31 protein-coding genes are annotated in these 25,589 nt (G+C 67.2%); 13 read left to right on the forward strand and 18 right to left on the reverse strand.

Going from position 1 to position 25,589, the window contains the following annotated elements:
- Positions 1-71 precede the first annotated feature (71 nt).
- The 9 genes from ACFWO8_RS02785 to ACFWO8_RS02825 all read right to left on the reverse strand — a co-directional run bounded on the left by ACFWO8_RS02785 (position 72) and on the right by ACFWO8_RS02825 (position 8,083).
- Positions 72-746, reverse strand: coding sequence for an MspA family porin (locus ACFWO8_RS02785; protein ID WP_378940808.1), 675 nt, complete (start codon positions 744-746; stop codon positions 72-74).
- 64 nt (positions 747-810) lie between these two features.
- Entirely contained in the window at positions 811-1,479 is a 669-nt protein-coding gene (locus tag ACFWO8_RS02790; RefSeq protein ID WP_378940809.1) for an MspA family porin, read from the reverse strand.
- 345 nt (positions 1,480-1,824) lie between these two features.
- Entirely contained in the window at positions 1,825-2,484 is a 660-nt protein-coding gene (locus ACFWO8_RS02795; RefSeq protein ID WP_378940811.1) for an MspA family porin, read from the reverse strand.
- Between the two features lie 66 nt (positions 2,485-2,550).
- The gene (locus ACFWO8_RS02800) at positions 2,551-3,231 is read right to left on the reverse strand and encodes an MspA family porin (protein ID WP_378940812.1); all 681 of its coding nucleotides are present in this window, start codon (positions 3,229-3,231) and stop codon (positions 2,551-2,553) included.
- 523 nt (positions 3,232-3,754) lie between these two features.
- Complete coding sequence (locus tag ACFWO8_RS02805) at positions 3,755-3,976, reverse strand: hypothetical protein (RefSeq protein WP_378940814.1); 222 nt, start codon at positions 3,974-3,976, stop codon at positions 3,755-3,757.
- Entirely contained in the window at positions 3,973-4,515 is a 543-nt protein-coding gene (locus ACFWO8_RS02810; RefSeq protein WP_378913396.1) for a molybdenum cofactor biosynthesis protein B, read from the reverse strand. The genes ACFWO8_RS02805 and ACFWO8_RS02810 overlap by 4 nt, the downstream gene beginning before the upstream one ends.
- Positions 4,515-5,840, reverse strand: coding sequence for a S1C family serine protease (locus ACFWO8_RS02815; RefSeq protein ID WP_378940816.1), 1,326 nt, complete (start codon positions 5,838-5,840; stop codon positions 4,515-4,517). The genes ACFWO8_RS02810 and ACFWO8_RS02815 overlap by 1 nt, the downstream gene beginning before the upstream one ends.
- 92 nt (positions 5,841-5,932) lie before the next feature.
- Entirely contained in the window at positions 5,933-7,387 is a 1,455-nt protein-coding gene (locus tag ACFWO8_RS02820) for an ATP-binding protein (RefSeq protein ID WP_378940818.1), read from the reverse strand.
- 9 nt (positions 7,388-7,396) lie between these two features.
- A complete protein-coding gene (locus ACFWO8_RS02825; RefSeq protein WP_378940820.1) occupies positions 7,397-8,083 on the reverse strand; it encodes a response regulator transcription factor in 687 nt (228 codons plus the stop codon).
- A gap of 292 nt (positions 8,084-8,375) precedes the next feature.
- Here ACFWO8_RS02825 and ACFWO8_RS02830 point away from each other — a divergent pair, with 292 nt between their 5' ends.
- The 6 genes from ACFWO8_RS02830 to ACFWO8_RS02855 all read left to right on the forward strand — a co-directional run bounded on the left by ACFWO8_RS02830 (position 8,376) and on the right by ACFWO8_RS02855 (position 14,067).
- On the forward strand, positions 8,376-11,186 hold the full coding sequence (locus ACFWO8_RS02830; protein ID WP_378940822.1) for an ATP-binding protein: 2,811 nt from the start codon (positions 8,376-8,378) through the stop codon (positions 11,184-11,186).
- Entirely contained in the window at positions 11,183-11,587 is a 405-nt protein-coding gene (locus ACFWO8_RS02835) for a roadblock/LC7 domain-containing protein (protein ID WP_019049250.1), read from the forward strand. The genes ACFWO8_RS02830 and ACFWO8_RS02835 overlap by 4 nt, the downstream gene beginning before the upstream one ends.
- A gap of 6 nt (positions 11,588-11,593) precedes the next feature.
- Entirely contained in the window at positions 11,594-11,965 is a 372-nt protein-coding gene (locus ACFWO8_RS02840) for a DUF742 domain-containing protein (protein WP_056813973.1), read from the forward strand.
- 4 nt (positions 11,966-11,969) lie between these two features.
- Positions 11,970-12,569 (forward strand): ATP/GTP-binding protein, encoded by a 600-nt coding sequence (locus ACFWO8_RS02845; RefSeq protein ID WP_378943098.1) that lies wholly within the window; start codon positions 11,970-11,972, stop codon positions 12,567-12,569.
- Complete coding sequence (locus ACFWO8_RS02850) at positions 12,562-13,338, forward strand: hypothetical protein (RefSeq protein ID WP_378940824.1); 777 nt, start codon at positions 12,562-12,564, stop codon at positions 13,336-13,338. The genes ACFWO8_RS02845 and ACFWO8_RS02850 overlap by 8 nt, the downstream gene beginning before the upstream one ends.
- 504 nt (positions 13,339-13,842) lie before the next feature.
- The gene (locus ACFWO8_RS02855; RefSeq protein ID WP_062986981.1) at positions 13,843-14,067 is read left to right on the forward strand and encodes a hypothetical protein; all 225 of its coding nucleotides are present in this window, start codon (positions 13,843-13,845) and stop codon (positions 14,065-14,067) included.
- Positions 14,068-14,247: 180 nt separating this feature from the next.
- On the opposite strand, the gene rpmF is transcribed toward ACFWO8_RS02855, so the two are convergent.
- From rpmF to mrf, 3 genes are read right to left on the reverse strand one after another with little or no spacing between them, the layout of a single operon-like run.
- Positions 14,248-14,421, reverse strand: a complete 174-nt coding sequence (rpmF, locus tag ACFWO8_RS02860; protein ID WP_378911147.1) for a 50S ribosomal protein L32 — start codon at positions 14,419-14,421, stop codon at positions 14,248-14,250.
- Positions 14,422-14,424: 3 nt separating this feature from the next.
- Positions 14,425-14,691 carry a type B 50S ribosomal protein L31 gene (locus ACFWO8_RS02865; protein ID WP_378940827.1) on the reverse strand — a complete coding sequence of 89 codons (267 nt, stop codon included), beginning with the start codon at positions 14,689-14,691 and terminating at the stop codon, positions 14,425-14,427.
- Positions 14,688-15,992 (reverse strand): ribosome hibernation factor-recruiting GTPase MRF, encoded by a 1,305-nt coding sequence (gene mrf, locus ACFWO8_RS02870; protein WP_378940829.1) that lies wholly within the window; start codon positions 15,990-15,992, stop codon positions 14,688-14,690. Before mrf ends, ACFWO8_RS02865 begins: the two co-directional genes overlap by 4 nt.
- 103 nt (positions 15,993-16,095) lie before the next feature.
- Between mrf and rpmB the strand changes: the two genes are divergently transcribed.
- The 4 genes from rpmB to rpsR all read left to right on the forward strand — a co-directional run bounded on the left by rpmB (position 16,096) and on the right by rpsR (position 17,185).
- Positions 16,096-16,332, forward strand: a complete 237-nt coding sequence (rpmB, locus tag ACFWO8_RS02875) for a 50S ribosomal protein L28 (protein ID WP_194826729.1) — start codon at positions 16,096-16,098, stop codon at positions 16,330-16,332.
- A gap of 9 nt (positions 16,333-16,341) precedes the next feature.
- A complete protein-coding gene (gene rpmG, locus ACFWO8_RS02880; protein ID WP_056813994.1) occupies positions 16,342-16,512 on the forward strand; it encodes a 50S ribosomal protein L33 in 171 nt (56 codons plus the stop codon).
- A 73-nt stretch (positions 16,513-16,585) separates the two neighbouring features.
- Positions 16,586-16,891: a 30S ribosomal protein S14 gene (gene rpsN, locus ACFWO8_RS02885; protein ID WP_378940831.1), complete on the forward strand. Its 306-nt coding sequence runs from the start codon at positions 16,586-16,588 to the stop codon at positions 16,889-16,891.
- Between the two features lie 36 nt (positions 16,892-16,927).
- Positions 16,928-17,185 (forward strand): 30S ribosomal protein S18, encoded by a 258-nt coding sequence (gene rpsR, locus ACFWO8_RS02890; RefSeq protein ID WP_378913384.1) that lies wholly within the window; start codon positions 16,928-16,930, stop codon positions 17,183-17,185.
- Positions 17,186-17,244: 59 nt separating this feature from the next.
- Here the strand turns inward: rpsR and ACFWO8_RS02895 are convergent, their stop codons facing one another.
- The gene (locus ACFWO8_RS02895; RefSeq protein ID WP_378940833.1) at positions 17,245-17,796 is read right to left on the reverse strand and encodes a LysM peptidoglycan-binding domain-containing protein; all 552 of its coding nucleotides are present in this window, start codon (positions 17,794-17,796) and stop codon (positions 17,245-17,247) included.
- Positions 17,797-17,966: 170 nt separating this feature from the next.
- On the opposite strand from ACFWO8_RS02895, the gene ACFWO8_RS02900 reads away from it, so the two are divergent.
- From ACFWO8_RS02900 to ACFWO8_RS02910, 3 genes are all read left to right on the forward strand, one after another.
- The gene (locus tag ACFWO8_RS02900) at positions 17,967-18,410 is read left to right on the forward strand and encodes a hypothetical protein (protein ID WP_378940835.1); all 444 of its coding nucleotides are present in this window, start codon (positions 17,967-17,969) and stop codon (positions 18,408-18,410) included.
- Between the two features lie 97 nt (positions 18,411-18,507).
- Positions 18,508-19,173, forward strand: a complete 666-nt coding sequence (locus tag ACFWO8_RS02905) for a TNT domain-containing protein (RefSeq protein WP_378940837.1) — start codon at positions 18,508-18,510, stop codon at positions 19,171-19,173.
- Positions 19,174-19,188: 15 nt separating this feature from the next.
- Positions 19,189-19,437, forward strand: coding sequence for a hypothetical protein (locus ACFWO8_RS02910; protein WP_378940839.1), 249 nt, complete (start codon positions 19,189-19,191; stop codon positions 19,435-19,437).
- Positions 19,438-19,490: 53 nt separating this feature from the next.
- On the opposite strand, the gene purH is transcribed toward ACFWO8_RS02910, so the two are convergent.
- The 5 genes from purH to sucD form a co-directional block, all read right to left on the reverse strand.
- On the reverse strand, positions 19,491-21,056 hold the full coding sequence (purH, locus tag ACFWO8_RS02915; RefSeq protein WP_378940841.1) for a bifunctional phosphoribosylaminoimidazolecarboxamide formyltransferase/IMP cyclohydrolase: 1,566 nt from the start codon (positions 21,054-21,056) through the stop codon (positions 19,491-19,493).
- Complete coding sequence (gene purN / locus ACFWO8_RS02920) at positions 21,049-21,729, reverse strand: phosphoribosylglycinamide formyltransferase (RefSeq protein WP_378943111.1); 681 nt, start codon at positions 21,727-21,729, stop codon at positions 21,049-21,051. The genes purH and purN overlap by 8 nt, the downstream gene beginning before the upstream one ends.
- Positions 21,730-21,765: 36 nt before the next feature.
- Positions 21,766-23,286, reverse strand: coding sequence for a DUF6350 family protein (locus ACFWO8_RS02925; RefSeq protein ID WP_378940843.1), 1,521 nt, complete (start codon positions 23,284-23,286; stop codon positions 21,766-21,768).
- Positions 23,287-23,440: 154 nt separating this feature from the next.
- Entirely contained in the window at positions 23,441-24,463 is a 1,023-nt protein-coding gene (locus ACFWO8_RS02930; RefSeq protein ID WP_378940845.1) for a DUF5336 domain-containing protein, read from the reverse strand.
- A 204-nt stretch (positions 24,464-24,667) separates the two neighbouring features.
- Complete coding sequence (gene sucD, locus ACFWO8_RS02935; RefSeq protein ID WP_378940847.1) at positions 24,668-25,585, reverse strand: succinate--CoA ligase subunit alpha; 918 nt, start codon at positions 25,583-25,585, stop codon at positions 24,668-24,670.
- Between the last annotated feature and the right edge of the window lie 4 nt (positions 25,586-25,589).

A 25,589-nucleotide genomic window follows, 5' to 3' on the forward strand; every position in this document is an offset into this window, starting at 1 on the left:
TTCCGTGACACAGAGATCGGGCCCGCTCCCTCGAGTAGGCCCCGATCTTGTTGTCCGACAGTCTTATTCGGTCAGCCGAGGCTGAAGGGTGCGCCCCAGAGGGTCACCCAGCTGATGACATTGTCGGTTTCCACCTCGACGCTCACGAAGGAACGAGCCTGGGCGTAGCCGCCGCAGCCGGACAGGCCGATGGTCTCGTCAGCCCAGGTCACCGAACCCGACCCGCCTTTGAACGCGTTGCGGGTCTTGTGGGTTTCATTGCCGAAGTCGTCCGCCATTTCGAGGTCGAGAACGTGGAAGGACTTCGACTGGCCGGGGCCGAGCGAGAGTTCGCCTCCGGTCGAGACGCTACCTTCGGGATCGTCCCAGTATTGACCGTCGGGCCAGTCCTGGGATCCCTCGGCACCGCCGGTCGCACCGCCGCCGCCGATATTCACCTGGCAGCCAACGGTGTAGCCCGGAAAGATCTTGCCGCCACCGTCACCGGATACCGTCACCTGCGCGCTTCCGGAAACCCAGGCATTGCGGTGCGCGGGAGTAGATCCCAGCGACGGATTGATATTGGCGGATTCACCGACGAGACTGATGTCGACGACGGTGCCGTCGGACAGCGTCTTGGTGATATGACCACCCGGCAGCGGAACAAAGGTGTCGGCGTTTGCCGCGCCGGTGGAGAGCAAGCCCAACGCAACGGTCGCCACGGCCGTGAAACCTGCCGCGCGCGCGATGCTCTTACGATTGATCATCACAGTTGCCCTCTCGAGGGTGAATTCGTGTGAACGAGCGAAAGTTTCGGTTCTTCTCGCGCGATCAGCCGATGCTGAACGGCTGCCCGTACAGGGTGGTCTTGGAGTAGTGGTCACCGATGATCTCGACCACCGAGTACGAACGCGCCTGGGCGTAGCCCGCGCAGCCCTGGATCTGGATCTCGGCATCCTGGTATTCGACCGAGTAGACACCCGGCTTCAGAATGTCCTTGGCGTCGATCTGTACGAACGCGACCTGGCCGGGACCGAGATTCAGACCGACCGATCCACCGGCGCTGAGACCACCGGTCGACACGCCACCGGACAGCCCGGCGCTGACCGCTTCGTCACCGATGCTGACCTGGCAGCCGACGATGTAGCCGTGGTTCAGCTGCGACGCGCCGTGCGTCGAAGAATTGTTGGAGCCGGGACGGTTCAAAGGTCCGTTGTAGGGCCCGACCTCGCCCTCCGGCGTGACCTGCACATCGGCACGGGCATGGCCCGACACCCAGACGACGCGACCAGCGCCGTTGGCGGCCAGCGACGGGGAGACGATGGCATGCTCGCCGTGCCGGCTCAAAGTAACGCCGGGGCCCAGCTTCTCGCCGTCCGGCAACGGCACGAAGGTGTCCGCGTTGGCAGCACCGGCCGACAACAGGCCGATCGTCACGGCCACTGCGGCGCCTGCGCTCCATGCGGCGCGGCGCCCGCGGTTGGTGCGGTTCTCGCTCATTCTTCCCCTCGAGGTGTACGCAAATCCGACCTCGACCATCGAGGTCGATATCTGTGTTGCGCCCGGACCCAGCTGGGGTGTGTCACAAGGGACAAGCACCGCTGGCAACAGGACAGATGCGCCCTGCCGGGAGGTGGATCGAGAAGCTGGTCGTCACCTGATCGGCGCGACTCTCAGCCGATCGGCGAACGAAAACGCAAGATGAGTTCGACTGCCGGGGCAGTCGATTCGGGTTCAACATAATGAGACGGACTCGCATTGTCCAGTGCTACGACGTTGAACGCACAACAAAACGGGCCGGTCGCCGTAGCGACCGGCCCGTTTCGAGTTCGGGATGCGAACAGATCAGCCGAGGCTGAACGGAGCGCCCCACAGCGTCACCCAGGAGATGACGTTGTCGGTCTCGACCTCGACGGAGACGAAGGCACGCGCCTGCGCGTAGCCGGCGCAGCCGCTCAGGCCGATGGTGGTGTCGGACCAGGTCACCGAACCGGAGCCGTTCTTGAACTTGTTGTTCTTGCTGTGCGATTCGTTGCCGAAGTCGTCGGCAACCTCGCGGTCGAGGATGTAGAACGAGGACGACTGGCCGGGGCCGAGCGACAGCTCGCCGCCGGTGTTCACGCCGGCATCGACGTTGCCTTCCCAGTCGCTGCCCACATCGCCGCCACCGGAGACGCCGCCGCCCGAGATGTTGACCTGGCAACCCACGGTGTAGCCCGGGTAGATCTTGCCGGAGCCGCCGTCGGAGACGGTGACCTGAGCGCTACCCGAGACCCACGCGTTGCGGTGGACCGGAGTGGAGCCCATCGACGGGCTGATGTTGGCGGATTCGCCGACCAGGGAGATGTCGACGACGGTGCCGTCGGACAGCACCTTGGTGATGTGTCCACCCGGCAGGGGAACGAAGGTATCGGCATTGGCCGCGCCCGTGGAGAACAGGCCGACGGCCACGGTGGCCGCAGCGCTGACGCCCGCCACCTTCGCCATGAACTTACGGTTGATCATAGGATTTGTCCCTCGAGGATTGAGTTCGCCGCAGCGAGAAGAAGATTCGTGCCAGATCGAAAGACGTCAGCCGATGCTGAACGGCATGCCGTACAGGGTGGTCTTCGAGTAGTTGTCGCCGATGACCTCGACGACGGTGTACGCCCGGGCCTGCGCGTAGCCGGCGCAGCCCTGGATCTCGATTTCCGCGTCCTGGTAGTCGATCGCGTACGTACCGGCCTTCAGGATGTCCTTCGAGCTGATCTGCACGAACTTCACTTCACCGGGGCCGAGGTTGACGCCGATGGAGCCGCCCGCGGTCACGCCGCCGGTGCTGATTCCGCCGGAGACACCAGCGCCGATGGCGTCATCGGCGATGCTCACCTGGCAACCGACGATGTAGCCGGTGTTCAGCTGGGAGGTCCCGTGCGTTGACGAGTTGTTGGAGCCGGGACGGCCGGTCGGGCCGTTCCAGGGGCCGACCTCGCCCTCGGGGGTCTCGTTGACCTCGGCGATCGCGGTGCCCGAGACCCAGACGACGCGTCCCGCGCCGTTGGCGGCCATCGACGGCGAGATCAGCGCGGACTCGTGGGTGCGGGTGATGGTCACGCCAGCAGGGCTGACCTTCTGGCCGTCCGGCAACGGCACGAAGGTATCGGCATTGGCGGCACCGGTCGACAGCAGGCCCAAGGCCACGGCGGCCGCGGCAGCGCCGACGCCCGCGGCACGGACGCCACGGCGCACACCGGTGGTGCGGTTCTCGCTCATACTTCCCCTCATCAGGTGTCTAACAGCCGACTTCGACTTTCGAAGCCGGACAAATGGACCTCACAGGGCCCAGATCAGTGTGTCGCCCCTTTGTTGCCGTTGCGTAACTAACTGTTATTTCGACGATACGGCCGGGGCCGGTGTAGCGAACCCGAGCCAGGGCTCCACCGGGTGGTTCAACGCACAGAGGTGGGGTACTGCGGGGACCGATAGTTGGTGGCTCAATGGCGAACATTAAACGCCGTTCTACTGATTCGGCAACGAAAGAGTTCGTAAATTTCACTGTGAAGCACGGCACACATTCGTACATCGCCACATGCTTTGACGTGCATTGATGTAGTTGCGAAGGCCCCTGTCATGAGGTCTTGACAGAACTGGTCCACAGGTAACGATCTGGGTCATCGAACGACAAAAGACCACGCTTTCGCGTGGTCTCGAGTATTTGTCCGCCGTTCGCGCATGCGCCGAAAACGGCTTTTAGAAGGCCGCCTATTACGTAGCGGCTACGTAGATAACGGGACGATCACCCGTGGTGCGGCGGAACCTGGGACCGTAACCATTCGTCGGTGCCGGAGCCGCTGGATCGGTCACCGCGCTCGTCACCGGTGGTCTCCGGCAGCACATCGCCGAAGATCCTCGCCAGCCGCGCCGCCTCGGCCGCCTTGCGCCGGAGCTCCTCCGCGGACGTAGGTTCCCGGCCCCGATCATCGGGGCCGGGAACCGCATCGTGGGGCTCGGATGTCATTCGTCCAGACCGGACAGTTCGCCGATCACCTTGCTGGCCAGCGGCCCGAGGGTGGCCATGCCGTCGCGGATCGACGCGCGGGTACCGGGCAGGTTCACCACCAGGGTGCTGCCGGAGATGCCCGCGACGCCGCGCGACAAACCGGCATCGAGCGAGCCGGCCACCCGGCCCGACGCGCGCAGCGCCTCGGTGATGCCGGGCAGTTCACGGTCGAGCACCTGTGTGGTGGCCTCGGGGGTGATATCGCGCGGCGACATGCCGGTGCCGCCGACCGAGATCACCAGGTCGACACCGCCGATCACCGCGGTATTGAGGGCGTTGCGGATCTCGACCTCCTCGGCCTGCACCGTCACCGAGGCGTCGACGAGGAACCCCGCCTCGTTGAGCAGTTCGGTAACCAGCGGGCCGAACGAATCCACGCCGCCATGAGCCGTCCGATCGTCGACGACAACAACCAGTGCGCGCCCTGCCACGGGAGCATCGATGTCCATGGTCATCACCGTAGCGCCTACGCACGACAGGTTCGCGTTCGAACGCATCATCGGCCGCCTTCCGCCGCCGCCGCGGTGAGCGTGACCTCGACGGTCTTGGCATTGCCGCCCTGTTCGTCGGTGTAAGTCACCTTCACCTTGTCTCCTGGCTGGTGTGAGCGGACGGCGGCGATCAGCGCGTCGCCCGAGTCGATGGGACGGTCGCCGAGGCGGGTGATGACGGCGCCCGCGGGGATGCCCGCCTCGGCGGCGGGGCCGTCGGGAGTGGCCTCGAGTACGCGCGCGGCGGTGTCGCGCGCGAGCAGTTTGATGCCGATCTGGGCATAGGTGGCGTGGCCGGTCTTGATCAGTTCGTCGGCGACCCGGCGCGCCTGATCCACCGGGATCGCGAAGCCGAGGCCGATCGAACCGCTCTGGGTGCCGCCTGCCGCCTCGCCGCCGAGGCTGGCGATGGCGGTGTTGATGCCGATCAGCTTGCCCTGCACATCGACCAGCGCGCCGCCGGAGTTGCCCGGGTTGATCGCCGCGTCGGTCTGGATCGCGTCGATCACCGGGTTCACCTGGCTCGGTGTGCCCTCGCCGCTGGTCGAGACCGGGCGATTGAGGGCGGAGACGATGCCGGTGGTGACCGTGCCTGCCAGGCCGAGGGGTGAACCGATCGCGATCACGGGCTGGCCGACCGCCAGCCCATCGGAGGTGCCCAGTTCGATCGGCGTGAGCCCGGTCTTGCCGCTGACCTTGATAACGGCCAGGTCGGAGACCGGATCCGCGCCGATCATCGTGGCGGGCGCGGTGCTGCCATCGTTGAACACCACTTCCATCGTCGCCGAGGCGCCCGCGCCCGAGGCGACGTGATTATTGGTGAGGATCAGCCCGTCCGTGGACAGCACCACTCCGGAGCCCTCACCGGAAGCCCGGTTCCCCGCGACCTTGATCATCACCACACTGGGCAATACCCGCTGCGCCACCGCCTGAGTGGACCCGGTCGGCGCGTTGGCGACATTGTTCACCGCGGGCTTGGGAGCCTCGAGCGCATTGGTCACCGGCGCGGAATCCGAATCGGTGGCCAGCACTCCGACAACGCCACCGACACCACCGCTGACCAGTGCTAATACCGTCGCACCGGCGATCAGGCCGAGCCGCAACGGCTTTCGCTGCGGCGTCGGCGCCGGGCCGAATGCCTGCGGCGCGACGCCGTGCGTCGCCGGACCATCTTGCGGGTGCTGACCACCGAACGACGTCGGGCCCCCGAAAGGCCCAGGACCACCGAAGGGAGCTTGGTCGCCCTGGTGCCCGCCGAACGGCATCTGGCCGCCGAAGGGTGCGGGGCCGCCGAAGTGGTCAGCAGGGTGCTGCTGGGGATCGTCGGTCATGGTGTCTGTCTCCTCACGCTTGCAGACCAGCTTCCTGACGGCTACTGAGAGGCGCCTGAGATCGGACTATCAGTTCGCCGAGACTCCGGCGATCACTCGGCCGCTGACTCGTCGAGAACGGTCGGCGCCTCCCCCGGCAACACGATGCGCACCAGCGCGCCGCCCCGATCGGAGGTGTCCACCGCGATGGTGCCGCCGTGTTTGGTCACCACCTGCTTGACGATGGCCAGCCCGAGCCCGGAACCGGGCATCGAACGCGAGGCGGTCGTGCGGTAGAAACGTTCGAAGACCAGTTCGCGTTCGCCGGTGGGGATACCGGGGCCCGCGTCGCCGACGGACAGTTCGAGCAATCCCGGGCCGCCAGGGCGCATGGTGATCCGCACGACCGCGTCGGGCGGACTCCACTTGGCCGCGTTGTCGAGGACGTTGAGGACGGCCCGTTCCAGGCCCGCCTCGTGCCCGTAGACGAACCACGGCGCCAGATCGGCAACGAAGGTGATCCCCACCCGCCTGCGCCGCGCACGCTCGAGCGCGCGCTCGGCCACCTCGCCGAGATCCACCCGCTCGTAGACGGTCTCGGGGGCGTCCTCACGGGCCAGATCGACCAGGTCACCGACCAGCGTCGACAGCTCGCCGATCTGGGCCACCACATCGGCGCGCAATTCGGCCATGTCCTCGTCCGGCAGCCGGGGCGCGCCCGGCCTGCCCGAGGCGATGAGCAGCTCCATATTGGTGCGCAGCGAGGTGAGCGGGGTCCGCAGCTCGTGGCCCGCGTCGGCGACGAGCCTGCGCTGGCGGTCGCGTGATTCGGTCAGCGCCCGCAGCATCGTGTTGAAACTCTCGGTGAGCCTGGCCAATTCGTCATCACCGGTCACCGGGATCGGCGTCAGATCGTCGGTGCGAGCGACGCGCTCGGTCGCCGCGGTGAGTCTCGCGATCGGGCGCAGACCGGTGCGGCCCACCGCGGTCCCGGCCGCCGCGGCGAGCACGACACCGCACGCGCCAACCACGAACAGCAGCCACGCCAGCTGATCGAGCACCTCGCGGGTGCGGTAGAGCTTCTGCGAGATGATCAGCGTCGCACCGCTGTTCGTGCGCGCGGCGAGCACCCGCTGGTCGCCGACGGTGCGCAACGAGGAGTTGATCTTGCCGTCGGCCACCGCGAGCTCCTGGGCACCGACCGGCGGAAGCGTCTGCTGGGGCGGCATGTACGGCTTGTGACCGGCATAGATCAGCGCGACGCCGACATCGTTGGAGAACAGCCCGGCCAGCACGATCGACTGGAAGCCCGCGGTCTCGAAATTGTTGTTGATCATGGTCGCCGCGCGGGCCTCGAGCTGGCCGTCGACATCGGCGTACAGCGCGCGCGCCACCATCGCGTAGGCCGCGATCGAGGTCACCGCGACCGCGATCAACACCACCGACGCCGCCAGCAACGTCACCCGCCAGCGCAGCGACACCGAGCGGGTGAGCGGGGTCGGCGGACGCATCTCGCTCGCGTCGAGCGGCCTGCCGAGCACGGCGACCGCGGGTTCCTTGTGTGCCATGCCGCCCGCCTACGGAGGGGTCTCGCGCAGCACGTACCCGACGCCACGCACGGTATGGATCAGTCGCTCCTCGCCGTCGGCCTCGGTCTTGCGGCGCAAATAGCCGATATAGACCTCGAGCGCGTTGCCGGAGGTCGGAAAGTCGTAGCCCCAGACCTCTTCGAGGATTCGGCCGCGGGTGAGCACGCGGCGCGGATTGGCCATCAACATCTCGAGCAACGAGAACTCGGTGCGCGTCAGACTGATCGCGCGCATCCCGCGGGAAACCTCGCGCGTGACCGGATCCAGCGACAAGTCAGCGAACACCATCGCTTCCGACGCTTCACCAGGATCGGGCGTTCGCCGGCGCAGCAACGCCCGTAAACGCGCCAGCAATTCCTCCAACGCGAAAGGTTTCGGCAAATAATCGTCGGCACCCGCGTCGAGCCCGGCCACGCGTTCGGACACCGAATCGCGTGCGGTCAAAACGAGAATCGGCAGATCGTCACCGGTACTGCGCAGCCTTCGGCACACTTCGAGGCCGTCGAGGCGCGGCATCATGACGTCGAGAACCAGGGCATCGGGCCTGGCCGCGGTCACTTTTTCCAGTGCGTCCAGACCGTCGACAGCCAGGTCGACGGTGTAGCCGTTGAAGCTCAGTGACCGGCGCAGTGATTCCCGCACCGCGCGATCGTCGTCGACTACCAGAATGCGCATGTGGTGTAGTTTGCCGTGACCGACTGAGAACGTACTGAGAGGACTCGGCGCGCCGAACGTCGTGTTCTCGATGACGTGCGTTGTAGGTCTTGACAAACCAGAACGAATCGTCGTTGTGTCAGCGCATATTCGGCGAATTACAGACCGCGTGGCCCGGATTGCCGATGCCCACTCGGCACGGTATCTTTCCTGCGGTAAAAGAAGACCTCCAGTTGGTTCTGCGCTCGCATCGCTCCGCGACCTCCCCGCGCGGGCCTCCGGTCACACGTGGAAGCAGAGGCAACGCACGCGGATGGAACCTGCATCGCGCTCCTGGCAATTCAGCCTGTCCAACTGGTCGGTAACGCGCAAGGTCGGTGTGGTGCTGGTGCTGCCGGTGATGCTCGCGACCACCTTCGCCGTGCTGCGGATCAACAACGAACTGCAGACGATGACGCAACTCGGCGCGGCCACCGAACAGGCCACCGTCATTCGTCCTGTCGTCAAATTCGCCACCGCGACCGAACAACTCGCCGTCGCGGCGACCGCGAACTGGGGTGCGATCGCCGACCCGCAGACCGACGCCGCGCTCACCACCTACGACCAGGCGCTCGCCGAGGTGCAGAGCGCGCTGCGCACCGCCCGCATCGACCCCGCCGTCGCCAGTGAACTCACCGCGGCCACCACCACCGGCGCCACCCTGCGCAATACCGTGCGCGGCGGCTCCCCCGCGATGGTCGGCGAGCAGACCGACGAGATCGGCGAACGGATCGGCAACGCGCTGGCCAAGACCCCGCAGGTCGAGGACTTCGTCGTGCAGCGCTACTTCCTGCAGCTGACCGCGCTGCACCAGGCCCGCCGGGTGCTCACCCGCGAACGCACGCTGGTCGTCTCGCCCGAGTCGGGCCGCAGCCAGAGCGCGCGATCGAAGATGCTCGTCGAGCTCGGCTCCGAAGCGAACATGATCAAGACCTACGGGATGATCCTGCCCGAGCACGCGGGCAGCCAGGCGGCGCTGCTCGACGCGGTGCAGACCCGGATCAGTGTGTTCAGCCAGAACAACGGCGATCCGACCACCAACGCGGCGGTGCTCAACACGCTGCAGGTCAGCGCCGACACCTACGCGTCCACCATCTCCGCGCTGCTCGACAACATCGACCACACCCTCGACAGCAATACCGCGACCGCGCAGACCGGCGCCCTGCGCGAAACGACCCTGGTGCTCGGCATGCTGCTGGCGGGCCTCGCGCTCGCGCTGGCCGTGGCCCGCACGCTGGTGGTGCCGGTGCGCAGGCTGCGCCGCGACGCGCTCGAGGTCGCGCATGTGAAGCTGCCCGACGAGCTGGCCGTGGTCCGCAGCGGCGGTGCGACGCCGGAGATCATGCCGGTGGGCGTGCATTCCACCGACGAGATCGGTCAGCTGGCCCGCGCCGTCGACGAGATCCACGAACAGGCGCTGAATCTGGCAGGCGACCAGGCGCGCCTGCGCCTGCAGATCGGCAACATGTTCGAGACGCTCTCGCGGCGCAGCCAGTCGCTGGTGGAGCAGCAGCTCGCGCTCATCGAGGAGCTCGAGCACGACGAGGACAACCCCTCGCGCCTGCAGACCCTGTTCCGTCTCGACCACCTCGCCACCCGCATGCGCCGCAACGGTGACAACCTGCTCGTGCTCGCGGGCACCGTGCTGCGCCGCGGTCACCTGCCGCCGGTGCCGCTGTCGGACATGCTGTGGAGCGCGGTGTCGCAGGTGGAGGACTACCAGCGGGTCGAGATCGGCAATGTGCCCGATGGTGTCGTCGCCGGTGAGTCCGCGGTCGATATCGAGCACCTGCTCGCCGAGCTCATCGACAACGCGCTGCGCTACTCCCCGCCGAGCACGTCGGTGGCGGTGATCGTCGGCCGGGCGGTCGACAGCGGCTATCTGATCGAGATCACAGACCGCGGCCTCGGCATGTCGGCCGACGATCTGCGCACGACCAACGACCGGCTCGCCTCCGGTGGTGAGGTCACCATCGAAACCGCACGCCGGATGGGTCTTTTCGTGGTCGGCAGGCTCGCCAAGCGCCACACCATCACCGTCAGTCTGCGCCGTACCAGCGGTGCGGCGCCGCAGCCCGGCATCACCGCCAGCGTGCATCTGCCCAGCGCGCTCGTCGCGCCGTCGCCGCCCATGCCTTCGAGCCAGTCCACCGGCCCGAATCCGCTGGTCTCGACCGGCCCGCATCCGATCGTGCCCGCCGGGATCGGCCCGTACGCGCTGACGCCGGCCGACATCACCGGCCCGAATCCGATCATGCCGACCGGACCTCGCCCCTTGGTTTCGCTGGACGCCGTGACCAGTCTCGACCTCCCGGCCTCACCGCTACCCGTGCCCGCGATATTCGCGCCGATGGATCCGAGTCCGCCCGTCCCGGCCGACGGCGCGAACGCACCAACCGCCGGACTCACCAATGTCGGCCTCCCACAACGTGTTCCGGCCGCCGTACCGGCGCCGCCCCCGGAACCGGTCGCCGTCGAACCCGACGACGACGCGGCTCCCGCGGGCATGTGGGCCGAGCACGAGCACGACACCGACGATCTCCCGGTGGCCACCGATCCGCCGACGCCGGCACCCGACTCGCTGTCCTTCGGCCTGCCACAGCGCATCCCCGCGAGCGCGCTGGCCGAGCTCTCCGCCCCCTCCGCACCTGCCGCACCCTCGGAGCCGGAGCCGGTCGCACGACCCTTCGACGCCGACCCGATGCCGACGACGAGCACCCGCTTGCAGCCGGTCTCCGGCCCGGCACCGACCCCGATCTACCAACGGATGGTCTCGGAGTGGCTCGTCGAACCCGCGTCCGCCCCTGCCGAATCCGGTAACGGCATCGGCGCGTCGTGGAGTGCCCCCGGCGACGCGGGCTGGTCGGCCGCCGCCGAGGCGGACCACCCAGCCACGTCCTCGCGAACGAGCGGCGGGCTGCCGATCCGCAAGCCGGGCGCTCAGCTCGTCCCCGGTGGGCTCACCCCCGCGGAAGAAGAGGGAGCTCGCGACCCCGAGGAGATCCGCAACAACTTGACCCGACATCTCAGTGGCGTCCGCAGCGGCCGTGCCGAGATCCAGTACAACGACGGAGGCCTCGAATGAGCAACGCGCACCCCACAGACGAGAATCTGAACTGGTTGGTCGCCCGCTTCACCCGCGACGTACCCGGCGTCTCGCACGCGGTGCTCGTCTCGGCCGACGGACTGCTCCAGGCGACCAGTCCCCATCTGCCCTCGGACCGCGCCGAGCAATTGGCCGCGGTCACCGCCGGTTTGGCCAGCCTGTCGATGGGTGCGGCGCACCTGTTCGACGGTGGCAAGGTGATGCAGTCGATCGTGGAGATGCAGCGGGGCTATCTGCTGGTGATGAGCGTCGGAAACGGTTCGCACCTGGCGGTTCTGGCCAACAAGAGCCACGACATCGGCCGCATCGGCTACGAGATGGCGTTGCTCGTCGACCGGGTGGGCTCGGCGGTCACCGCCACCGCCCGCTCCGCCGGCTGAGGTGAGATGTCGAGCCCTTACGGATCCGATCACCGGCCGACGACGCGAGTCAGGCCCTATGCCCTGACCTCCGGCCGCACCGAGCCCGCGATCGCACTGCCCTTGGAGGCAGTCGTCGAAACGGTCTCTTATACAGCTCACAATGACTGGTCCGCAGGCGATTTGCGGATCGAAATCGTGCGTCTTGCCACACATCGGCTCTCTGTCGTCGAGATTGCTGCATACCTTGGTCGCCCACTGGGTATGGTCCGGGTGATGATCGGTGATCTCGTAGTGGGCGGGATTCTTCGAGTGCATTCGACGCTGACCGAACAGGCGAGCTACGACGAACGCCGATCACTGATGGAGAGGACTTTGCGTGGACTCCGTGGCCTCTGATGGCATGCGCCCGCCGGTATCAGAACAGCGAGTCGCATCGACCAAGATCGTCGTGGCCGGTGGATTCGGGGCCGGTAAAACGACTTTCGTCGGTGCGGTGTCGGAGATCGTGCCGCTGCGCACCGAGGCGATGGTGACCCATTTCTCCGACGGCATCGACGACCTCGCCGAGACGCCGGAAAAGGAAACCACCACCGTAGCCATGGACTTCGGCCGCATCGTGCTGCCCGGCAACCTGGTGCTCTACCTGTTCGGCACCCCGGGGCAGAAACGCTTCTGGTTCATGTGGGACGACCTGATCCGTGGTGCCATCGGCGCGGTGGTGCTGATCGATACCCGCAGGCTGGAAGACAGCTTCGCCGCCGTCGACTTCTTCGAGGCGCGCGGGCTGCCGTTCCTGATCGCGGTGAACCGCTTCCCCAACGCCCCCCGCTTCCCCATCGCCGAACTGCGCGAAGCGCTCTCGGTGCGCGAGGGGATCCCGATCGTCGACATCGACGCGCGCAACGCCGTCGAGGTCCGTCAGGCACTGGCGGCGGTGACCGAATACGCCATCGCCCAGCTCGAGCCGCAGCAGTTCGAAGGAGCGGGCAGGCGTGCTTGATGTGCTCGCCGCGACCGGTGCCGAAACTTTCGCGCACGGCACCGGTATCGCGTGGCTCGCGCTGGATCTGTCAGCGCTCGGGGCACTGGTGTCGTTCGCCTGCATCCGGCACGCGAAGTACTCGATCCGGTTCCGGCTCATCTGGCTGACGATGGCCGCGGTCTCGCTCGGTGGTGTCGGGCTGTGGCTGGCGAATTCGGTCGCGCTGCTCGCGATGCGGGTGAACGACAGCGTCATGCGGTACAACGTCGCGCTCGGTGCGGCGGCGCTGGCCATCGCGGTGGTCGGCGTGCTGGCCGGATTGCTGATCAGTGGCCGGACCACACAGGTGCCGCGGCTGATCATCGGCGGGCTGACGATGGGTTTGAGTGTCGGACTGTCGACCTATCTGACCCTGGACGCGCTTGCCGTGCAGGGCACCGTCGACGAGTCGCTCGGCCTCATCGGGGTTTCCGTGCTGGTGTCGATGGCGCTGTGCACCGCGACCCTGTGGGTGTCGCAGGTGGTCCGGCGGGTGCCGGTGCGGGTGCTGGTGTCGGTGCTGTTCGCGCTCGGCGTCGCCGCGGTGTACTACACGGCGGTCGCCGCGCTGACGTTCTCGATCGATCCGGGTATCCGGACACCGACCGGGCTGTCGCTGTTCGACCTGGTGTTCCCGATGTTCGTGATCGGCGCGCTCGGTTTGACTGTGCCGATCACCGCGGTGCTGGTGGCGCCGGATCGGCGAGATGCCGCGGCCCCGGTGCGTCAGCCCGTTCCGGCCCGCTGAAGGCAACCAGCTAACGTCCGGTTTGTCGGAATCTTTCCGGTCTTCCGCCCCGCTGATCGAAGCTCTCGCGACCTGCGGCGAACTGCCGCGAAAAACGCCCCTGAAGTGGCGATGAGCGGGTTCCCCTGACTCGGAGAACCCGCCCTCCCGCACGAGAGTACATACCTGTGAGGGACTCCGCATCAGTGGTTGGGGAATTTTCTTGTGGCGAAAAACAAACCAAGAGTTGGTAATTCGACCGCCAGCAAATATTCCGCAAGCCATTCGACGCGTCCGCGCCAAGTGGCATGCATCACACCGTTAACGGGGCGGTTGCCCCACACCCTCCCCTAAGGCCCTGAACAGGCACAACAGTGTCGGAGTAAGGCCCCTGGACATATGGCCGCGCAGAACGAACCGCCGACGCCGTGGAAGCCCACCACACGGTGCGCCAACCGAGTTATGGTCGCTGCAGGGCGCATTCGTCTCGCCCAGCACATCCAAGGTTCGTTCGAAGGAGTTCGCATGGCCGTCAACGTGGTGCTCGACAAAGTCCTCGACAAGGAATTCGAGAACAAGACGCTCGCGGAAATTCTCGCCGCTCCCCCCTCAGCGCTCGCCGGTCTCACCGAGGCGCACGACAAGCAACTGCTCGAAGCGCTGAAGATCAAAACCATCGCCGACCTGGGCAACAACAAGTTCTTCCAGCTCGCCGCGGCCCTGGTCGCACTGGCCGAGCGCGAAGGCTGAATTTTCTAGCGGCTGGCGCCGCGGGGTTTGCGGCCCCCGGTTGCCTCGAATCCGAGGGGCGATACTGCGGCTTCGCCGTTACGTCTCGCCCCTCGGATCCGAGGCGGGCCGCAAACCCAGGACGGTAGAGACAGCCCGATGGCCTGTCAGGAGTTTCCTGGCAGGCCATCGTCATTGCTTTCAGAGGCGGGCTGGGTCGATCATGCCCTTGCGTACGGCGTTGACGATCCGGCGTGGCACTCGGTATTCGACGCCTGCCACCGTCACCGGGACCAGCTGTGGCACTTCCGCTTTCCACTGCGCGCGTCTGCTTCGTGTGTTGGAGCGCGACATTCTGCGCTTGGGAACCGCCATGATTCAGCCTTCCTTGCCTGTGCGCGAGCGCTTTCCGTACTTGCGCTCGAACTTCTCGACCCGGCCCTGGGTGTCGAGGTTGCGGGCGGTGCCCGTCCAGAACGGGTGCGAATCGGAGGTCACGTCGACCGTCATGAGCGGATAGGTGTTCCCGTCGGCCCATTCGATCGTCCGGTCGCTGGTCGCGGTCGACCTGGTCAGGAACTTCTTCCCGGTGCTCGCGTCCTCGAACACGACGGGGTGGTAATCGGGATGGATGCCCGCTTTCATGCCGTTTCTCCTCTCGGATTGGTGCGCTCGCTCACCGAGGCCGTTGCCTCGGTGGGGTCGGCGCAGGGATCTTCGTGCCAGTCGCCGAAGGGGTCCTCCCACAACGCGACTCGTTCCGGTGCCCGCTCGACGAGCAGCAGTTCGTCGTCCTCCACCAGCGCCCAGTGCAGGGCATGGCGGATCTCGGCGGGGTCCGCGTCATGGGCCAGGATCACCAGCGACACGTCGCGATCGCCGAATCGCTCGTCCCAGCCCAGCGCGGCCATCACCCGCCGATCGGCGTCGACGGCGGCCTGCTCCTGCGCGCTCATCGCGGCCAGCCAGCGACCGGCACCACCGACCCGCAGTCCGCCGCCCGCCGACTCGAGCCACACCACGTGATCGGGCTGGGTCGCCAGCCAGATCCGGCCACGGGCGGTGACCACGCCGTCGAGCAGGACGTCGAGCGCCTCGTGCAACCGCTCGGGATGAAACGGCCTGCGCGCGGCGAATTCGACGATCGAGACACCGCAGTCGGTACTCAGCGGCGGCTGCCCGCGCAACAACGGCGCGTGCGCGCCGAAGATCCGGCCGCGGCGCGAATCGGCGGGCACGCGGGTCAGCAAGGCGCCGATCTCCATCGCGTCGAAGCCAGGCAATTCGTCGAGCCAGGCGGTCGGTGCCGCGGGTGCCAGCCGGTCGAGGACCGCCCCGAGTCGTTCGCGATCGAGCGCGTCGGCCCCAGCGGCAAGGACGACCAGCGCGTCGGCGAAGTCGACCTGGCCGACCGCCACCTGCGCGACCGTACGCTCGTCGTCGGCCGAGGCCAGTCCACGATCGGCCAGCACCTCGTCGCCGGTGGCGTCGGCCAGCCACTGCTGCCCGTCGAGGCAGGTCAGCACGGCCTCGATCCGCACGGAACGCCCGGCGGGCCCATCGACGCGATCGGCGACGCCGGTCACCACGACATTCTCGATCGCGTGACACAGCGCCTCGGCCTCGATGCCGGGATCCAGCGCCAGCACGATGCGGTCGATATGAGCTCGGGTGGCGAGCGTGCACAGCATCGGTAGCAGGTCGGCGCGCAGCGTGCACGACACACAGCCGTGCGCGAGCTCGAGCACCGTGGTGCTCACCTTGCCCGCGGTACGCACCGTGCGGCGCACCACGCCTTCACGCAGTTCGGCGAGGTCGTGATGCAGCACCACGGTGCCCGCGTCCGCGCTCAACGTCTCCGCGATGTGTTCGACGCCGCCCATGGCGGGTCCCGAGAAGCCGGCCAGCAGCACCACGGGCGTTCTCCGGTCTGACTGGTCAAGCACCCGAAACCCCTTTCGACAATGATTTTCATTTGCTTCAGCGCGACTGTACAGTGCGGAATAATCGTTGTCGAAAATGGTTGTCATAACCATGGAAGGAGGTCGCATGTCGGCCCACTGCCAGGTCACCGGTCGCAAGCCCGGCTTCGGAAAAGCCGTCTCGCACTCGCACCGGCGCACCAACCGACGCTGGAACCCCAACATCCAGCACAAGACCTACTACCTGCCCAGCGAGGGCCGCCGCATCACGCTGACGGTCTCCACCAAGGGCATCAAGACCATCGACCGCGACGGGATCGAGGCTGTAGTGGCTCGGATCCGCGCTCGCGGGGACAAGATCTAGGAGCTGAACATGGCCTCGAAATCGACCGATATCCGGCCGATCGTCAAGCTGAAGTCCACCGCCGACACCGGCTTCACCTACGTCACCCGCAAGAACCGCCGCAATGACCCAGACCGGCTGGTTCTGCGCAAATACGACCCCGTCGTGCGCCGCCACGTCGACTTCCGCGAGGAGCGCTGACGCTCCCTGAGCTCAGGGCCGGAAGCGGCAGCGCAGCGTAACCATGTAGGCACAGTGAAGGGAGCCAATAGATATGGCGAAAAAGTCCAAGATCGCCCGCAATGAACAGCGCCGCGAGATCGTCGAACGGTTCGCGGCCCGGCGTGCCGAGCTCAAGGAGATCATCCGCAAGCCGAGCACCGGCGACATCGAACGCTCCGCCGCACAGGCCGAACTGCGCGACCAGCCGCGCAATGCCAGTCCGGTACGATTGCGTAATCGGGACGCTGCTGACGGCCGCCCACGCGGCTATCTCCGCAAGTTCGGCCTCTCCCGTGTTCGTGTGCGCGAGATGGCCCACCGGGGCGAGCTGCCCGGGGTCCACAAATCGAGCTGGTAGAGACTCCCCAAACTGATTCGTGAGAAGGAATATCCCATGGCAGTGAAGCGAGCACCGTCCAAGAAGGCACGTGCCGACCAGGGCCGTAAGCCGAAGAAGAATCCGCTGATCACCGCGGGCATCGAGTACGTCGACTACAAAGACGTCAACCTGCTGCGCACCTTCATCTCCGATCGCGGCAAGATCCGCAGCCGCCGCGTCACCGGCCTGACCCCGCAGCAGCAGCGTCAGGTCGCCGTCGCGGTGAAGAACGCGCGCGAAATGGCGCTGCTGCCGTTCACCACCACCAAGTAGCACCGTGAACACGAGAATGGCCCCGAAGCTGTTGCCTCGGGGCCACTTTCGTCTGCGTTTTACGGGATGGTCAGTACCTGACCGGCGTTGATGAGATCCGGGTTGTCGATACCGGAGGCCGCGGCGATCTCCTGGTAGCGGTTGCCGTCACCGTAGAAGCGCTCCGAGATGGCCCACAGGGTGTCGCCCGACTCGACCGTGTAGGTCTGCGCGGCCGGCGCGACCTCTTCGGCGATCGGGGCGGCGGCGACCGGCTCGGGAGCAGGCAGCGGGTTGTCGGTATTGGTGGCGGTGGACCACGCGACCGAACCGTCGGTGCCGTAGAGCACGACGTTGCGGTCGGGCTGCACGACCAGCTTCTCGACGTTGCGGCCACTGGTGTCGGTCGCCCAGATGCGCGCCCCGCCACCGCTGTAGACGACGAAATCGCCGTCGTGCTGCAGAGCCGCGCGCTGCGCGTCCTGCCCATGCGTCATAGCGGCCCAGACGACGTTGCCGTCGGGCTCACTCAGCACGAGGTTGCCGTCCGGCTGCAGAGCCAGGGTGTACGCACCGCCGGTCAGGGACTGACCCAGACCCAGTTCTTCGCCTACGCGCAGCGTGTCGGCCACGTTGTTCCTTTCGAAGATCGCCAATTGCTTCAGCCCAACAGAAGATGCCGGCCGATTGCCGCAGAGCCGCATCGCAGCCGAATGTAGTCCTCGCGGCGGGGAAATGGAGGGGTTATGCGCAGGGTTCGCGGAAAGTTCACGGGCGGGCCGTGCCGTCTAGGGTTGACGCCATGAGAACGATGTCGCGCTACACCGCCGCCGCGGCGGCCGTGGCCGTGCTGATCGCACCCCTCACCGCCTGCGGATCCTCGGATGATCCTGCGCCCCAACATGTTACATCGAACGCCAACAGCCGCCCCGAGGACCCGAAACCCGGCATCGGCCAGCCCTTCATCGCCGATCCCACCCTCGTCGATCCGCACCCGATCCCCTTCACATCCTGGAATCGCCTGAGCGACACCAAGATCAGCGTCAACTTCCAGACCGGCAATCCCGAGTGCTACGCCGTGGACGCTACCGTCACCGAAACCTCCGAGGCGGTCACCGTCGCCCTGCGCTCCGGAACCCGCGCGGATGCCGTGAACAAGATGTGCACCATGAACGCCGTCTTCGGCACGCTGGAAATCCCGTTGGGCTCGCCACTGGGCACCCGTGAGGTCCGCGACGCGAAATAGCCGAATTCGGACGAAACGCCGCCAGCCGGACCCGATCCAGCACGGCGAGATGCTCTAATGGCGCCAAGCGGTTTCGCCCCATCGAGGAGGCAATCACGTGCGCTCGAGTCCAATTTTCGCGATCGTTTCCGCCGTGGTGGCGTTGCTCGCGGGGCCCCCAGCCATCGGTTCGGCCGCACCGGCCGGGCCGTGCTCGCCGGGTGCCCCCGACATCGCACCGGAAACCACCACTTTCTACGACGCCGACCGCCAGTACCTCGGCCCGGACCCACTGCCGACACAGCCACCGGTCGGCCCCCTCCTACCCGGCTATCAGCGGTTCGGCACCTTGAGCGCCGACCAGTTCGTCGCGAAATACCGCACCGAGCAGGGGTGGTGGATCTACCCACCCGAGGATGGATTCGTCGTACGGGCCGGACAACCCATGCGTCACCCGCAGGCATTGCCACCGGGCAAGCGCGTCGACCGTTTCGGCTACTCGGGCGGCAAATTCCTTGCCCCACAAGGTGATTCGTTCGCCGCACGCGCCCTACCGCCCCAGAACCTCAACACCCCGACCGGCACACCGCTGAGCAACTACCACCGGTATTGCGTACTCAAACCATTCCAGGTCGACGCGGGCCCGATCGCGGCGTGGTTCGAACAGCCCGGCGGCGGCACCCAGTACAAACTGGAGTCGAGCCACCTCCCCGAGGCGGGCGCAGCTTTGAGCGTCACCTGGCTGCTGCAGAACGGCTACCTCGTCGAAGAACGACCGTCCTGAGCGGAGTGATCAACCATGAATCTCCAACAACTCGCTGCCGCCCTCACTGCCGCGGGTCTACCCCCTGATTCATTCCAAATCGCCGAGGTACACGAAACCAGGCCGACGCCCACCGACTTCTGGTTCCTGCGGCCGGGCCCCGACCACGGCTGGGAGGTGGGCGCCTACGAGCGGGGACAATTCGACGTGCGGGCGTGCTTCGACACCGAATCCAATGCCGCCCAATGGATGCTGACCACCCTCACCGGCACTCCATCGAACTGACGAAAACGGGTGCCGCACCGAGGATTCGGCGCGGCACCCGTTCGGGTTTCGACTCAGTGGGCGAAGTGGCGGGCACCCGTCAGGTACAGGGTGACGCCGGCTTCCTTGCAGAGTTCGATGGTGTCCTTGTCGCGGATCGAACCACCCGGCTGCACGATCGCGCGCACGCCCGCGGCCACCAGGATCTCCGAACCGTCCGAGAACGGGAAGAAGGCGTCGGAGGCGGCGACAGAGCCTTTCGCACGCTCACCCGCGCGCTCGACGGCGAGCTTGCAGGAGTCAACGCGGTTGACCTGGCCCATGCCGACGCCGACCGCGGCGCCGTCCTCGGCGAGCAGGATCGCGTTCGACTTCACCGAACGACATGCACGCCAAGCGAATTCGAGGTCGGCGAGGGTGGTGACGTCGGCCGGATCGCCCGCCGCGAGGGTCCAGTTCACCGGATCGTCGCCCGCGGCGTCGAGGACATCGCGGTCCTGCAGCAGCGCACCGCCGCTGATCGGACGCAGCTCAACACCCTTGCGCTGCGGCGCTTCGGCCACCAGCACGCGCACATTCTTCTTGCGCTGCAACACTTCCACGGCACCGGGCGCGTACCCGGGAGCGATGATCACCTCGGTGAAGATCTCGGCGACCTGCTCGGCCATCTCGACGCTGACCTCACGGTTGGCCGCGATCACACCACCGTAGGCACTGACCGGGTCGGTGGCGTGCGCCTTGCGATGCGCCTCCGCGATATCGGCCGCGACGGCGATGCCACACGGGTTGGCGTGCTTGATCACCGCGACCGCTGGCTCGTCGAAGTCGAACGCGGCACGCCAGGCAGCGTCACCGTCGGTGTAGTTGTTGTACGACATCTCCTTGCCGTGCAACTGCTCGGCCTGCGCGATCCCGACCGTGCCGTCGTTGCTGGTGTACAGCGCGGCGGCCTGGTGCGGGTTCTCGCCGTAGCGCAGCACCGCGGCGCGCTCCCACGAACCGGCGACCCAGCCGGGGAACTGCTCGGTCTCCTCGGCGACGGCGGGCACGGCGACCGAGCCCATCCAGCTCGCGACGGCCACGTCGTAGCTCGCGGTGTGCTGGAAGGCCTTGGCGGCCAGCGCGGTCCGCTCGGCGAGGGTGAACCCACCGGACTTCACCGCGGCCAGCACGTCGTCGTAGTCGGTGACGTCGACGACCACACCCACGGACGGGTGGTTCTTCGCCGCGGCACGCACCATCGACGGCCCACCGATATCGATCTGCTCGACACACTCGTCGACGCTCGCGCCACTGGCCACGGTCTGGGTGAACGGGTACAGGTTCACCACGACCAGCTGGAACGCCTCGACACCCAGCTCGACGAGCTGATCGACATGCTCGGCGCGACGGGTGTCGGCCAGGATGCCCGCGTGCACACGGGGGTGCAGCGTCTTGACGCGGCCGTCGAGGGTCTCCGGGAATCCGGTCAGATCCTCGACCTTGGTGACCGGAATCCCGGCCTCGGCGATCTTGCCCGCGGTCGACCCGGTCGACACCAGCTCCACACCGGCAGCGTACAGCCCGGTGGCGAGCTCGATGAGCCCGGACTTGTCGTAGACGCTCACCAGCGCCCTCTGGATCGCCTTACGTTCACTCACCGGCGTGCTCGCTCACTGGTATTTCTGCCTTTCGTCCGTCGGAGACAATGCCTCGCGTCGCGACGGCGGCGATGACCTCCGCCAGTAACCGTCGCTCGACAACCTTGATGCGCTCCTGCAGCGTGTCCTCGTCGTCGCCGGGCGCCACCGCGACCGTCTCCTGCGCGAGGATCGGGCCGGTGTCGATGCCCGCGTCGACCAGGTGCACGGTGCAGCCGGTGACCTTGACGCCGTAGGCGAGCGCGTCACGCACCCCGTGCGCGCCGGGGAACGACGGCAGCAGCGCGGGATGAGTGTTGATGAGCCGACCGCCGAAACGTTCCATGAACGCGGGGCCGAGGATCTTCATGAAGCCTGCCAGGACCACCAGATCGGGCTTGTGCGCGTCGACGGCCTCGGTGAGGGCGACGTTCCAGGCTTCCCGATCGGCGAAATCTTTGAGGCCCACCTTGAAGTGCGGTACTCCGGCGGCGTCGGCGTGCGCGGTGGCCGGGCAGTCCCGGTCGACGCCGACGGCGACGATCTCGGCCGGGTAGCCGGGCTCGCGTGCGGCGGCCAGCAGTGCGTTGAGCAGCGAGCCGGTGCCCGAGGCCAGAACGACGACGGTGGCCGGTGTTCTGGCGGGCTTCCACGGGGCAAACGAGGACGTCAGCGCTCTACTCCTGCGTGTGATCGGGCGGCGGCGATGGCGATAGGCGCCGGGTCGAGCTTAGCGACCGGGGGTCTTGTCCCCGTCCGGCAGGTCCGACTCGACCACTTCGACGTCGACGATGTCGTCGGTTGGCTCGTCGGTCGAGCCGGGTGCGGCGATGCTCACTTCGACGTCGTCATCGAAGTCCTCGACCAGTTCGCCGTCGACTTCGACTGCGGGATCGTCGTATTCGACGGCATCCTCGTAGTCGGCGGGATCGTCGTCGTCGTACTCGTCGTCATACTCGTCGTCGTCGTAGTAGTAGTCGTCGTCCTCGTAGTCGTCGTCGTACTTTTCGTACTCGTCGTAGTCCTCGACCGGCGCGGTCGGTGCCAGGAAGCGGCGGGCGAACACCATGCCGACGAAGCCGCCGAAACCGAACCAGGTGACCATCAGCACGACCAGCATCAGCAGATCGACGCCGACCCACCCGACCGCACCGAGCTGACCGCTGCCGAGGATCGCGAGCACCAGGAATGTCAGCGTGGACAGCGCGGCGCAGGTGAGTGTCGCCCATGGCGCGCCGGGCCGATCGTCGCTGGTGCGGCCCAGTTCGATCCCGCCGAGCACACCCACGGCGAGCGGAACCACCAGCAGCGCGGCCCACCACGCGGACGCGGGCCCTTCCGGCACGGGGATCAGCGCGGGCAGCACCGGCATGTGCCCGCCGGTCACCCCGAACAGGCCGACCGACCCGGCACCGAACAGCACCGCGGCACCGCTGAGGATCCCCGCCGCCCCGATCACCACATTCGGCAGGTAGAGCAGGGAAACCAACGTCATGCCGAGCACATCGGTGAAATTGTGGGCTTGCTCAAAGGCACCGTCGAGCCGGGACAGATGGACGAAGAAGGAGATCGCGGTGGCCAGTGCGGCGCAGCCGAGCATGCGGAGCACGGTGCGACGCGCGGCGCGGGCACCGAGGACCGCCCACTCCGGGATCTCGATCGGCACCAGCGCGCACAGCGAACCCCACGCCCGACTGCCGATCCCGGCGGCGGCCGCCATCAGATACAGCACGAGCACCCAGCCGAACGCCGCGATCGGACCGGCCGATTCGAGTGGGGTGACGCCTGCGGCATCGCCGGTGACGGCGAGGCAGACGGCTGTCATCAGCAGCGGTCCGGCCAGCACCGCGCCGGTCAACCAGCCCAGCTCGACGGGAGTCGGACGATTCGGGACGGCACGCGCGCATTCGCGGGCGGCCAGCCAGACCAGCACGGCCGTGGGTACCAGCGGGAGCAGGCCGAGCGTCGTCCTGCCGACCGTGAGCGGAACCTGGTGCGCGGCAAGCCAGGTCGCGGCGACCGCGGCGGGCGCGCTGGTGAGATCGGTCCCGGTGGTGAGCATGACCACGAGTACGAGTAGCACCGTCGCCGCCAAGGCGGTGATAGTCGGCCTCGCCGCGACCAGCAGCAGGGTTCGCGCCCGCTCGGGCGAGAGTGACCACCAACCGGGCTCGGGCGGTGGTGCGGCGACTGTCTCCTCGGTGCCGCGTGACCCGGAGGTCCGGCGCACGAGGGCGTTACGGGAGCTCATGACAATTCAGCGTGGCAGCTTCCCCGGCAGCCGCGGGTCAGGCGCGCCGCGAGCCCACAGGCGTACCTGTGGGCTCGCGACCGAACCTGGACCACCGTGCGGCAGCCGTGTCAATTTCGGCATGTCCGGGCATTGACCGACCATGCCTGCGGTTTTACTTGTTGTCGTCGTTCGGACGGAACGCGGTGGTCGCGTCGGCCGCCGGATCGGCGGTCTGCTCGCCACCGAACGGCTGGCCCGGCGACGACGGCTGCGCGCCACCATAGGTCGGCGCACCGAACGGCTGGCCCTGCTGCTGCCCACCGAAGGTCTGCGTCGCGCTCTCATCAGGACGCGGCTGTGCCTGCGGCGCCGAACCGTACGGCGAGGGCTGCTGCTGCGGGGCACCGTACTGCTGGCCGTACGGGGACTGCTGCGGCTGACCGTAAGACTGCTGACCCGGCTGACCGTAGGACGGCTGCTGCGCCTGCGGCACCGACGGCTGGCTCTGCTGGCCGTACGGCGACGGCGACTGCGTCGGGTACTGCCCACCGGTCTGGGCCTGGCCGTAACCGGTCTGGCCGTAGGACTGCTGGCCGGTGGTCTGGCCGTAGCCCTGCTGCTGGCCGTAACCCTGCTGACCGTACTGGCCGTACTGGCCCGGCTGCTGTTGCGGCTGAGCCGGTTTCGGCGCGGGCACCTTGATGAGGCCGAGGCCGAACAGCAGCGCCAGCACCAGCAGCACCGCGACGATGAACGAAAGGGCAACCACGACGAAGGCACCCCACTGCAGTTCGGTGCCTTCGCCCGCCTTGATCAACGACACGACGACGCCGGCGAACGCGGCCACGGCGACCGCCGCCGCTACCCCGAGAACGTTCTGCTTGGGCAGCAACGACAGACCTGCCAGCAGCGCGGCGACGAGCACCAGCGTGGCGTTCACCGAGCCCGAGGTTTCGAAGAAGCTCACCGTCTCGGTGGTCTTGAGCAGGGTGATACCCACGAACGGCGCGAAACCGAGCAGGAATGTCACCACACCGAGTCCGGCGCCGGCCGCGGTCAGAATGAACGGCAGCCCTATGCCTTCCGACCCGGTAGCGGTCGATGGAGCCGCCGCGGCGGCTCCGGTACTCGGGCCCTGAGGCGCGGCGGGCGTCGCGGGTGTGTTGTACCCGGAGCCCCCGGTCGGGTATGACATGTCTCGTCGTCTCCTTGTCGAGTCGTGCGCATCGGTCGCGTCGAACTGACTGGTGCCTGATCCGATACCTGACGCTACTGCACGCCACGGCCCCGGTCATCACCTACCGATGCAGGCTGTGGATAAACCACTGCCTGTGGATGAATCGACGAAGGCCGCCCAGGTTAAACCTGAAGGCGGCCTTCGACAGTGTGAGATTTGCGATCAAGCAGAAGCGATGGACGCCTTCTCCAGGATCTCGCGAGCGAGCGCGGCGGTCGCGGACGGCGTCTTGCCGACCTTCACGCCTGCGGCCTCGAGCGCGTCCTGCTTGGCCTGCGCGGTACCGCCACCACTGGAGACGATGGCGCCGGCGTGGCCCATGGTCTTGCCCTCGGGCGCGGTGAAACCGGCGACGTAGCCGACGACCGGCTTGGTCACGTTGGCCTTGATGTAGGCCGCGGCACGCTCTTCGGCGTCGCCACCGATCTCGCCGATCATGACGATGATCTTGGTCTCGGGGTCCTTCTCGAACGCCTCGATGGCGTCGATGTGGGTGGTGCCGATAACCGGGTCGCCGCCGATGCCGATCGCGGTCGAGAAACCGAAATCACGCAGCTCGTACATCATCTGGTAGGTCAGGGTGCCCGACTTCGACACCAGGCCGATCGGGCCCTTGCCGGTGATGTTGTTCGGGGTGATGCCGACCAGCGCCTCGCCGGGGGTGATGATGCCGGGGCAGTTCGGGCCGATGATGCGGGTCTTCTCGCCCTTTTCGACGTTGTAGGCCCACGCGAACGCGGAGTCCTGCACCGGGATGCCCTCGGTGATGACCACGAGCAGCGGGATCTCCGCGTCGATGGCCTCGATGATGGCGTCCTTGGAGAAGGCGGGCGGCACGAACGCGATGGAGGTGTCGGCGCCGGTCTTCTCGATCGCCTCGGCGACGGACGCGAACACGGGCAGCTCGATCTCGTTGCCGTCTTTATCGGTGTGCTTGACCGTGGTCCCGGCCTTGCGCGCGTTCACGCCGCCGACGACGTTGGTGCCCGCCTTCAGCATCAGCGCGGTGTGCTTGGTGCCCTCGCCGCCGGTGATGCCCTGGACGATGACCTTGTTGTCCTTGTTCAGGAAGATGGACATGTTC

This window comes from Nocardia sp. NPDC058480, from assembly GCF_042720495.1.
Lineage (GTDB): Bacteria > Actinomycetota > Actinomycetes > Mycobacteriales > Mycobacteriaceae > Nocardia.

What these genes read in the sequence shown, in the direction of transcription:
- sucD (WP_378940847.1), bottom strand. Translation starts at nt 25,585, where the DNA reads ATGTCCATCTTCCTGAACAAGGACAACAAGGTCATCGTCCAGGGCATC.
- ACFWO8_RS02810 (WP_378913396.1), bottom strand. Translation starts at nt 4,515, where the DNA reads ATGCGTTCGAACGCGAACCTGTCGTGCGTAGGCGCTACGGTGATGACC.
- ACFWO8_RS02805 (WP_378940814.1), bottom strand. Translation starts at nt 3,976, where the DNA reads ATGACATCCGAGCCCCACGATGCGGTTCCCGGCCCCGATGATCGGGGC.
- ACFWO8_RS02800 (WP_378940812.1), bottom strand. Translation starts at nt 3,231, where the DNA reads ATGAGCGAGAACCGCACCACCGGTGTGCGCCGTGGCGTCCGTGCCGCG.
- rpmG (WP_056813994.1), top strand. Translation starts at nt 16,342, where the DNA reads ATGGCCTCGAAATCGACCGATATCCGGCCGATCGTCAAGCTGAAGTCC.
- ACFWO8_RS02855 (WP_062986981.1), top strand. Translation starts at nt 13,843, where the DNA reads ATGGCCGTCAACGTGGTGCTCGACAAAGTCCTCGACAAGGAATTCGAG.
- ACFWO8_RS02795 (WP_378940811.1), bottom strand. Translation starts at nt 2,484, where the DNA reads ATGATCAACCGTAAGTTCATGGCGAAGGTGGCGGGCGTCAGCGCTGCG.
- ACFWO8_RS02900 (WP_378940835.1), top strand. Translation starts at nt 17,967, where the DNA reads ATGAGAACGATGTCGCGCTACACCGCCGCCGCGGCGGCCGTGGCCGTG.
- ACFWO8_RS02865 (WP_378940827.1), bottom strand. Translation starts at nt 14,691, where the DNA reads ATGAAAGCGGGCATCCATCCCGATTACCACCCCGTCGTGTTCGAGGAC.
- ACFWO8_RS02825 (WP_378940820.1), bottom strand. Translation starts at nt 8,083, where the DNA reads ATGCGCATTCTGGTAGTCGACGACGATCGCGCGGTGCGGGAATCACTG.
- rpmB (WP_194826729.1), top strand. Translation starts at nt 16,096, where the DNA reads ATGTCGGCCCACTGCCAGGTCACCGGTCGCAAGCCCGGCTTCGGAAAA.
- ACFWO8_RS02815 (WP_378940816.1), bottom strand. Translation starts at nt 5,840, where the DNA reads ATGACCGACGATCCCCAGCAGCACCCTGCTGACCACTTCGGCGGCCCC.
- ACFWO8_RS02845 (WP_378943098.1), top strand. Translation starts at nt 11,970, where the DNA reads ATGCGCCCGCCGGTATCAGAACAGCGAGTCGCATCGACCAAGATCGTC.
- rpsR (WP_378913384.1), top strand. Translation starts at nt 16,928, where the DNA reads ATGGCAGTGAAGCGAGCACCGTCCAAGAAGGCACGTGCCGACCAGGGC.
- rpmF (WP_378911147.1), bottom strand. Translation starts at nt 14,421, where the DNA reads ATGGCGGTTCCCAAGCGCAGAATGTCGCGCTCCAACACACGAAGCAGA.
- ACFWO8_RS02820 (WP_378940818.1), bottom strand. Translation starts at nt 7,387, where the DNA reads ATGGCACACAAGGAACCCGCGGTCGCCGTGCTCGGCAGGCCGCTCGAC.
- ACFWO8_RS02930 (WP_378940845.1), bottom strand. Translation starts at nt 24,463, where the DNA reads ATGTCATACCCGACCGGGGGCTCCGGGTACAACACACCCGCGACGCCC.
- ACFWO8_RS02830 (WP_378940822.1), top strand. Translation starts at nt 8,376, where the DNA reads ATGGAACCTGCATCGCGCTCCTGGCAATTCAGCCTGTCCAACTGGTCG.
- ACFWO8_RS02925 (WP_378940843.1), bottom strand. Translation starts at nt 23,286, where the DNA reads ATGAGCTCCCGTAACGCCCTCGTGCGCCGGACCTCCGGGTCACGCGGC.
- ACFWO8_RS02910 (WP_378940839.1), top strand. Translation starts at nt 19,189, where the DNA reads ATGAATCTCCAACAACTCGCTGCCGCCCTCACTGCCGCGGGTCTACCC.
- ACFWO8_RS02785 (WP_378940808.1), bottom strand. Translation starts at nt 746, where the DNA reads ATGATCAATCGTAAGAGCATCGCGCGCGCGGCAGGTTTCACGGCCGTG.
- ACFWO8_RS02790 (WP_378940809.1), bottom strand. Translation starts at nt 1,479, where the DNA reads ATGAGCGAGAACCGCACCAACCGCGGGCGCCGCGCCGCATGGAGCGCA.
- rpsN (WP_378940831.1), top strand. Translation starts at nt 16,586, where the DNA reads ATGGCGAAAAAGTCCAAGATCGCCCGCAATGAACAGCGCCGCGAGATC.
- ACFWO8_RS02840 (WP_056813973.1), top strand. Translation starts at nt 11,594, where the DNA reads ATGTCGAGCCCTTACGGATCCGATCACCGGCCGACGACGCGAGTCAGG.
- ACFWO8_RS02835 (WP_019049250.1), top strand. Translation starts at nt 11,183, where the DNA reads ATGAGCAACGCGCACCCCACAGACGAGAATCTGAACTGGTTGGTCGCC.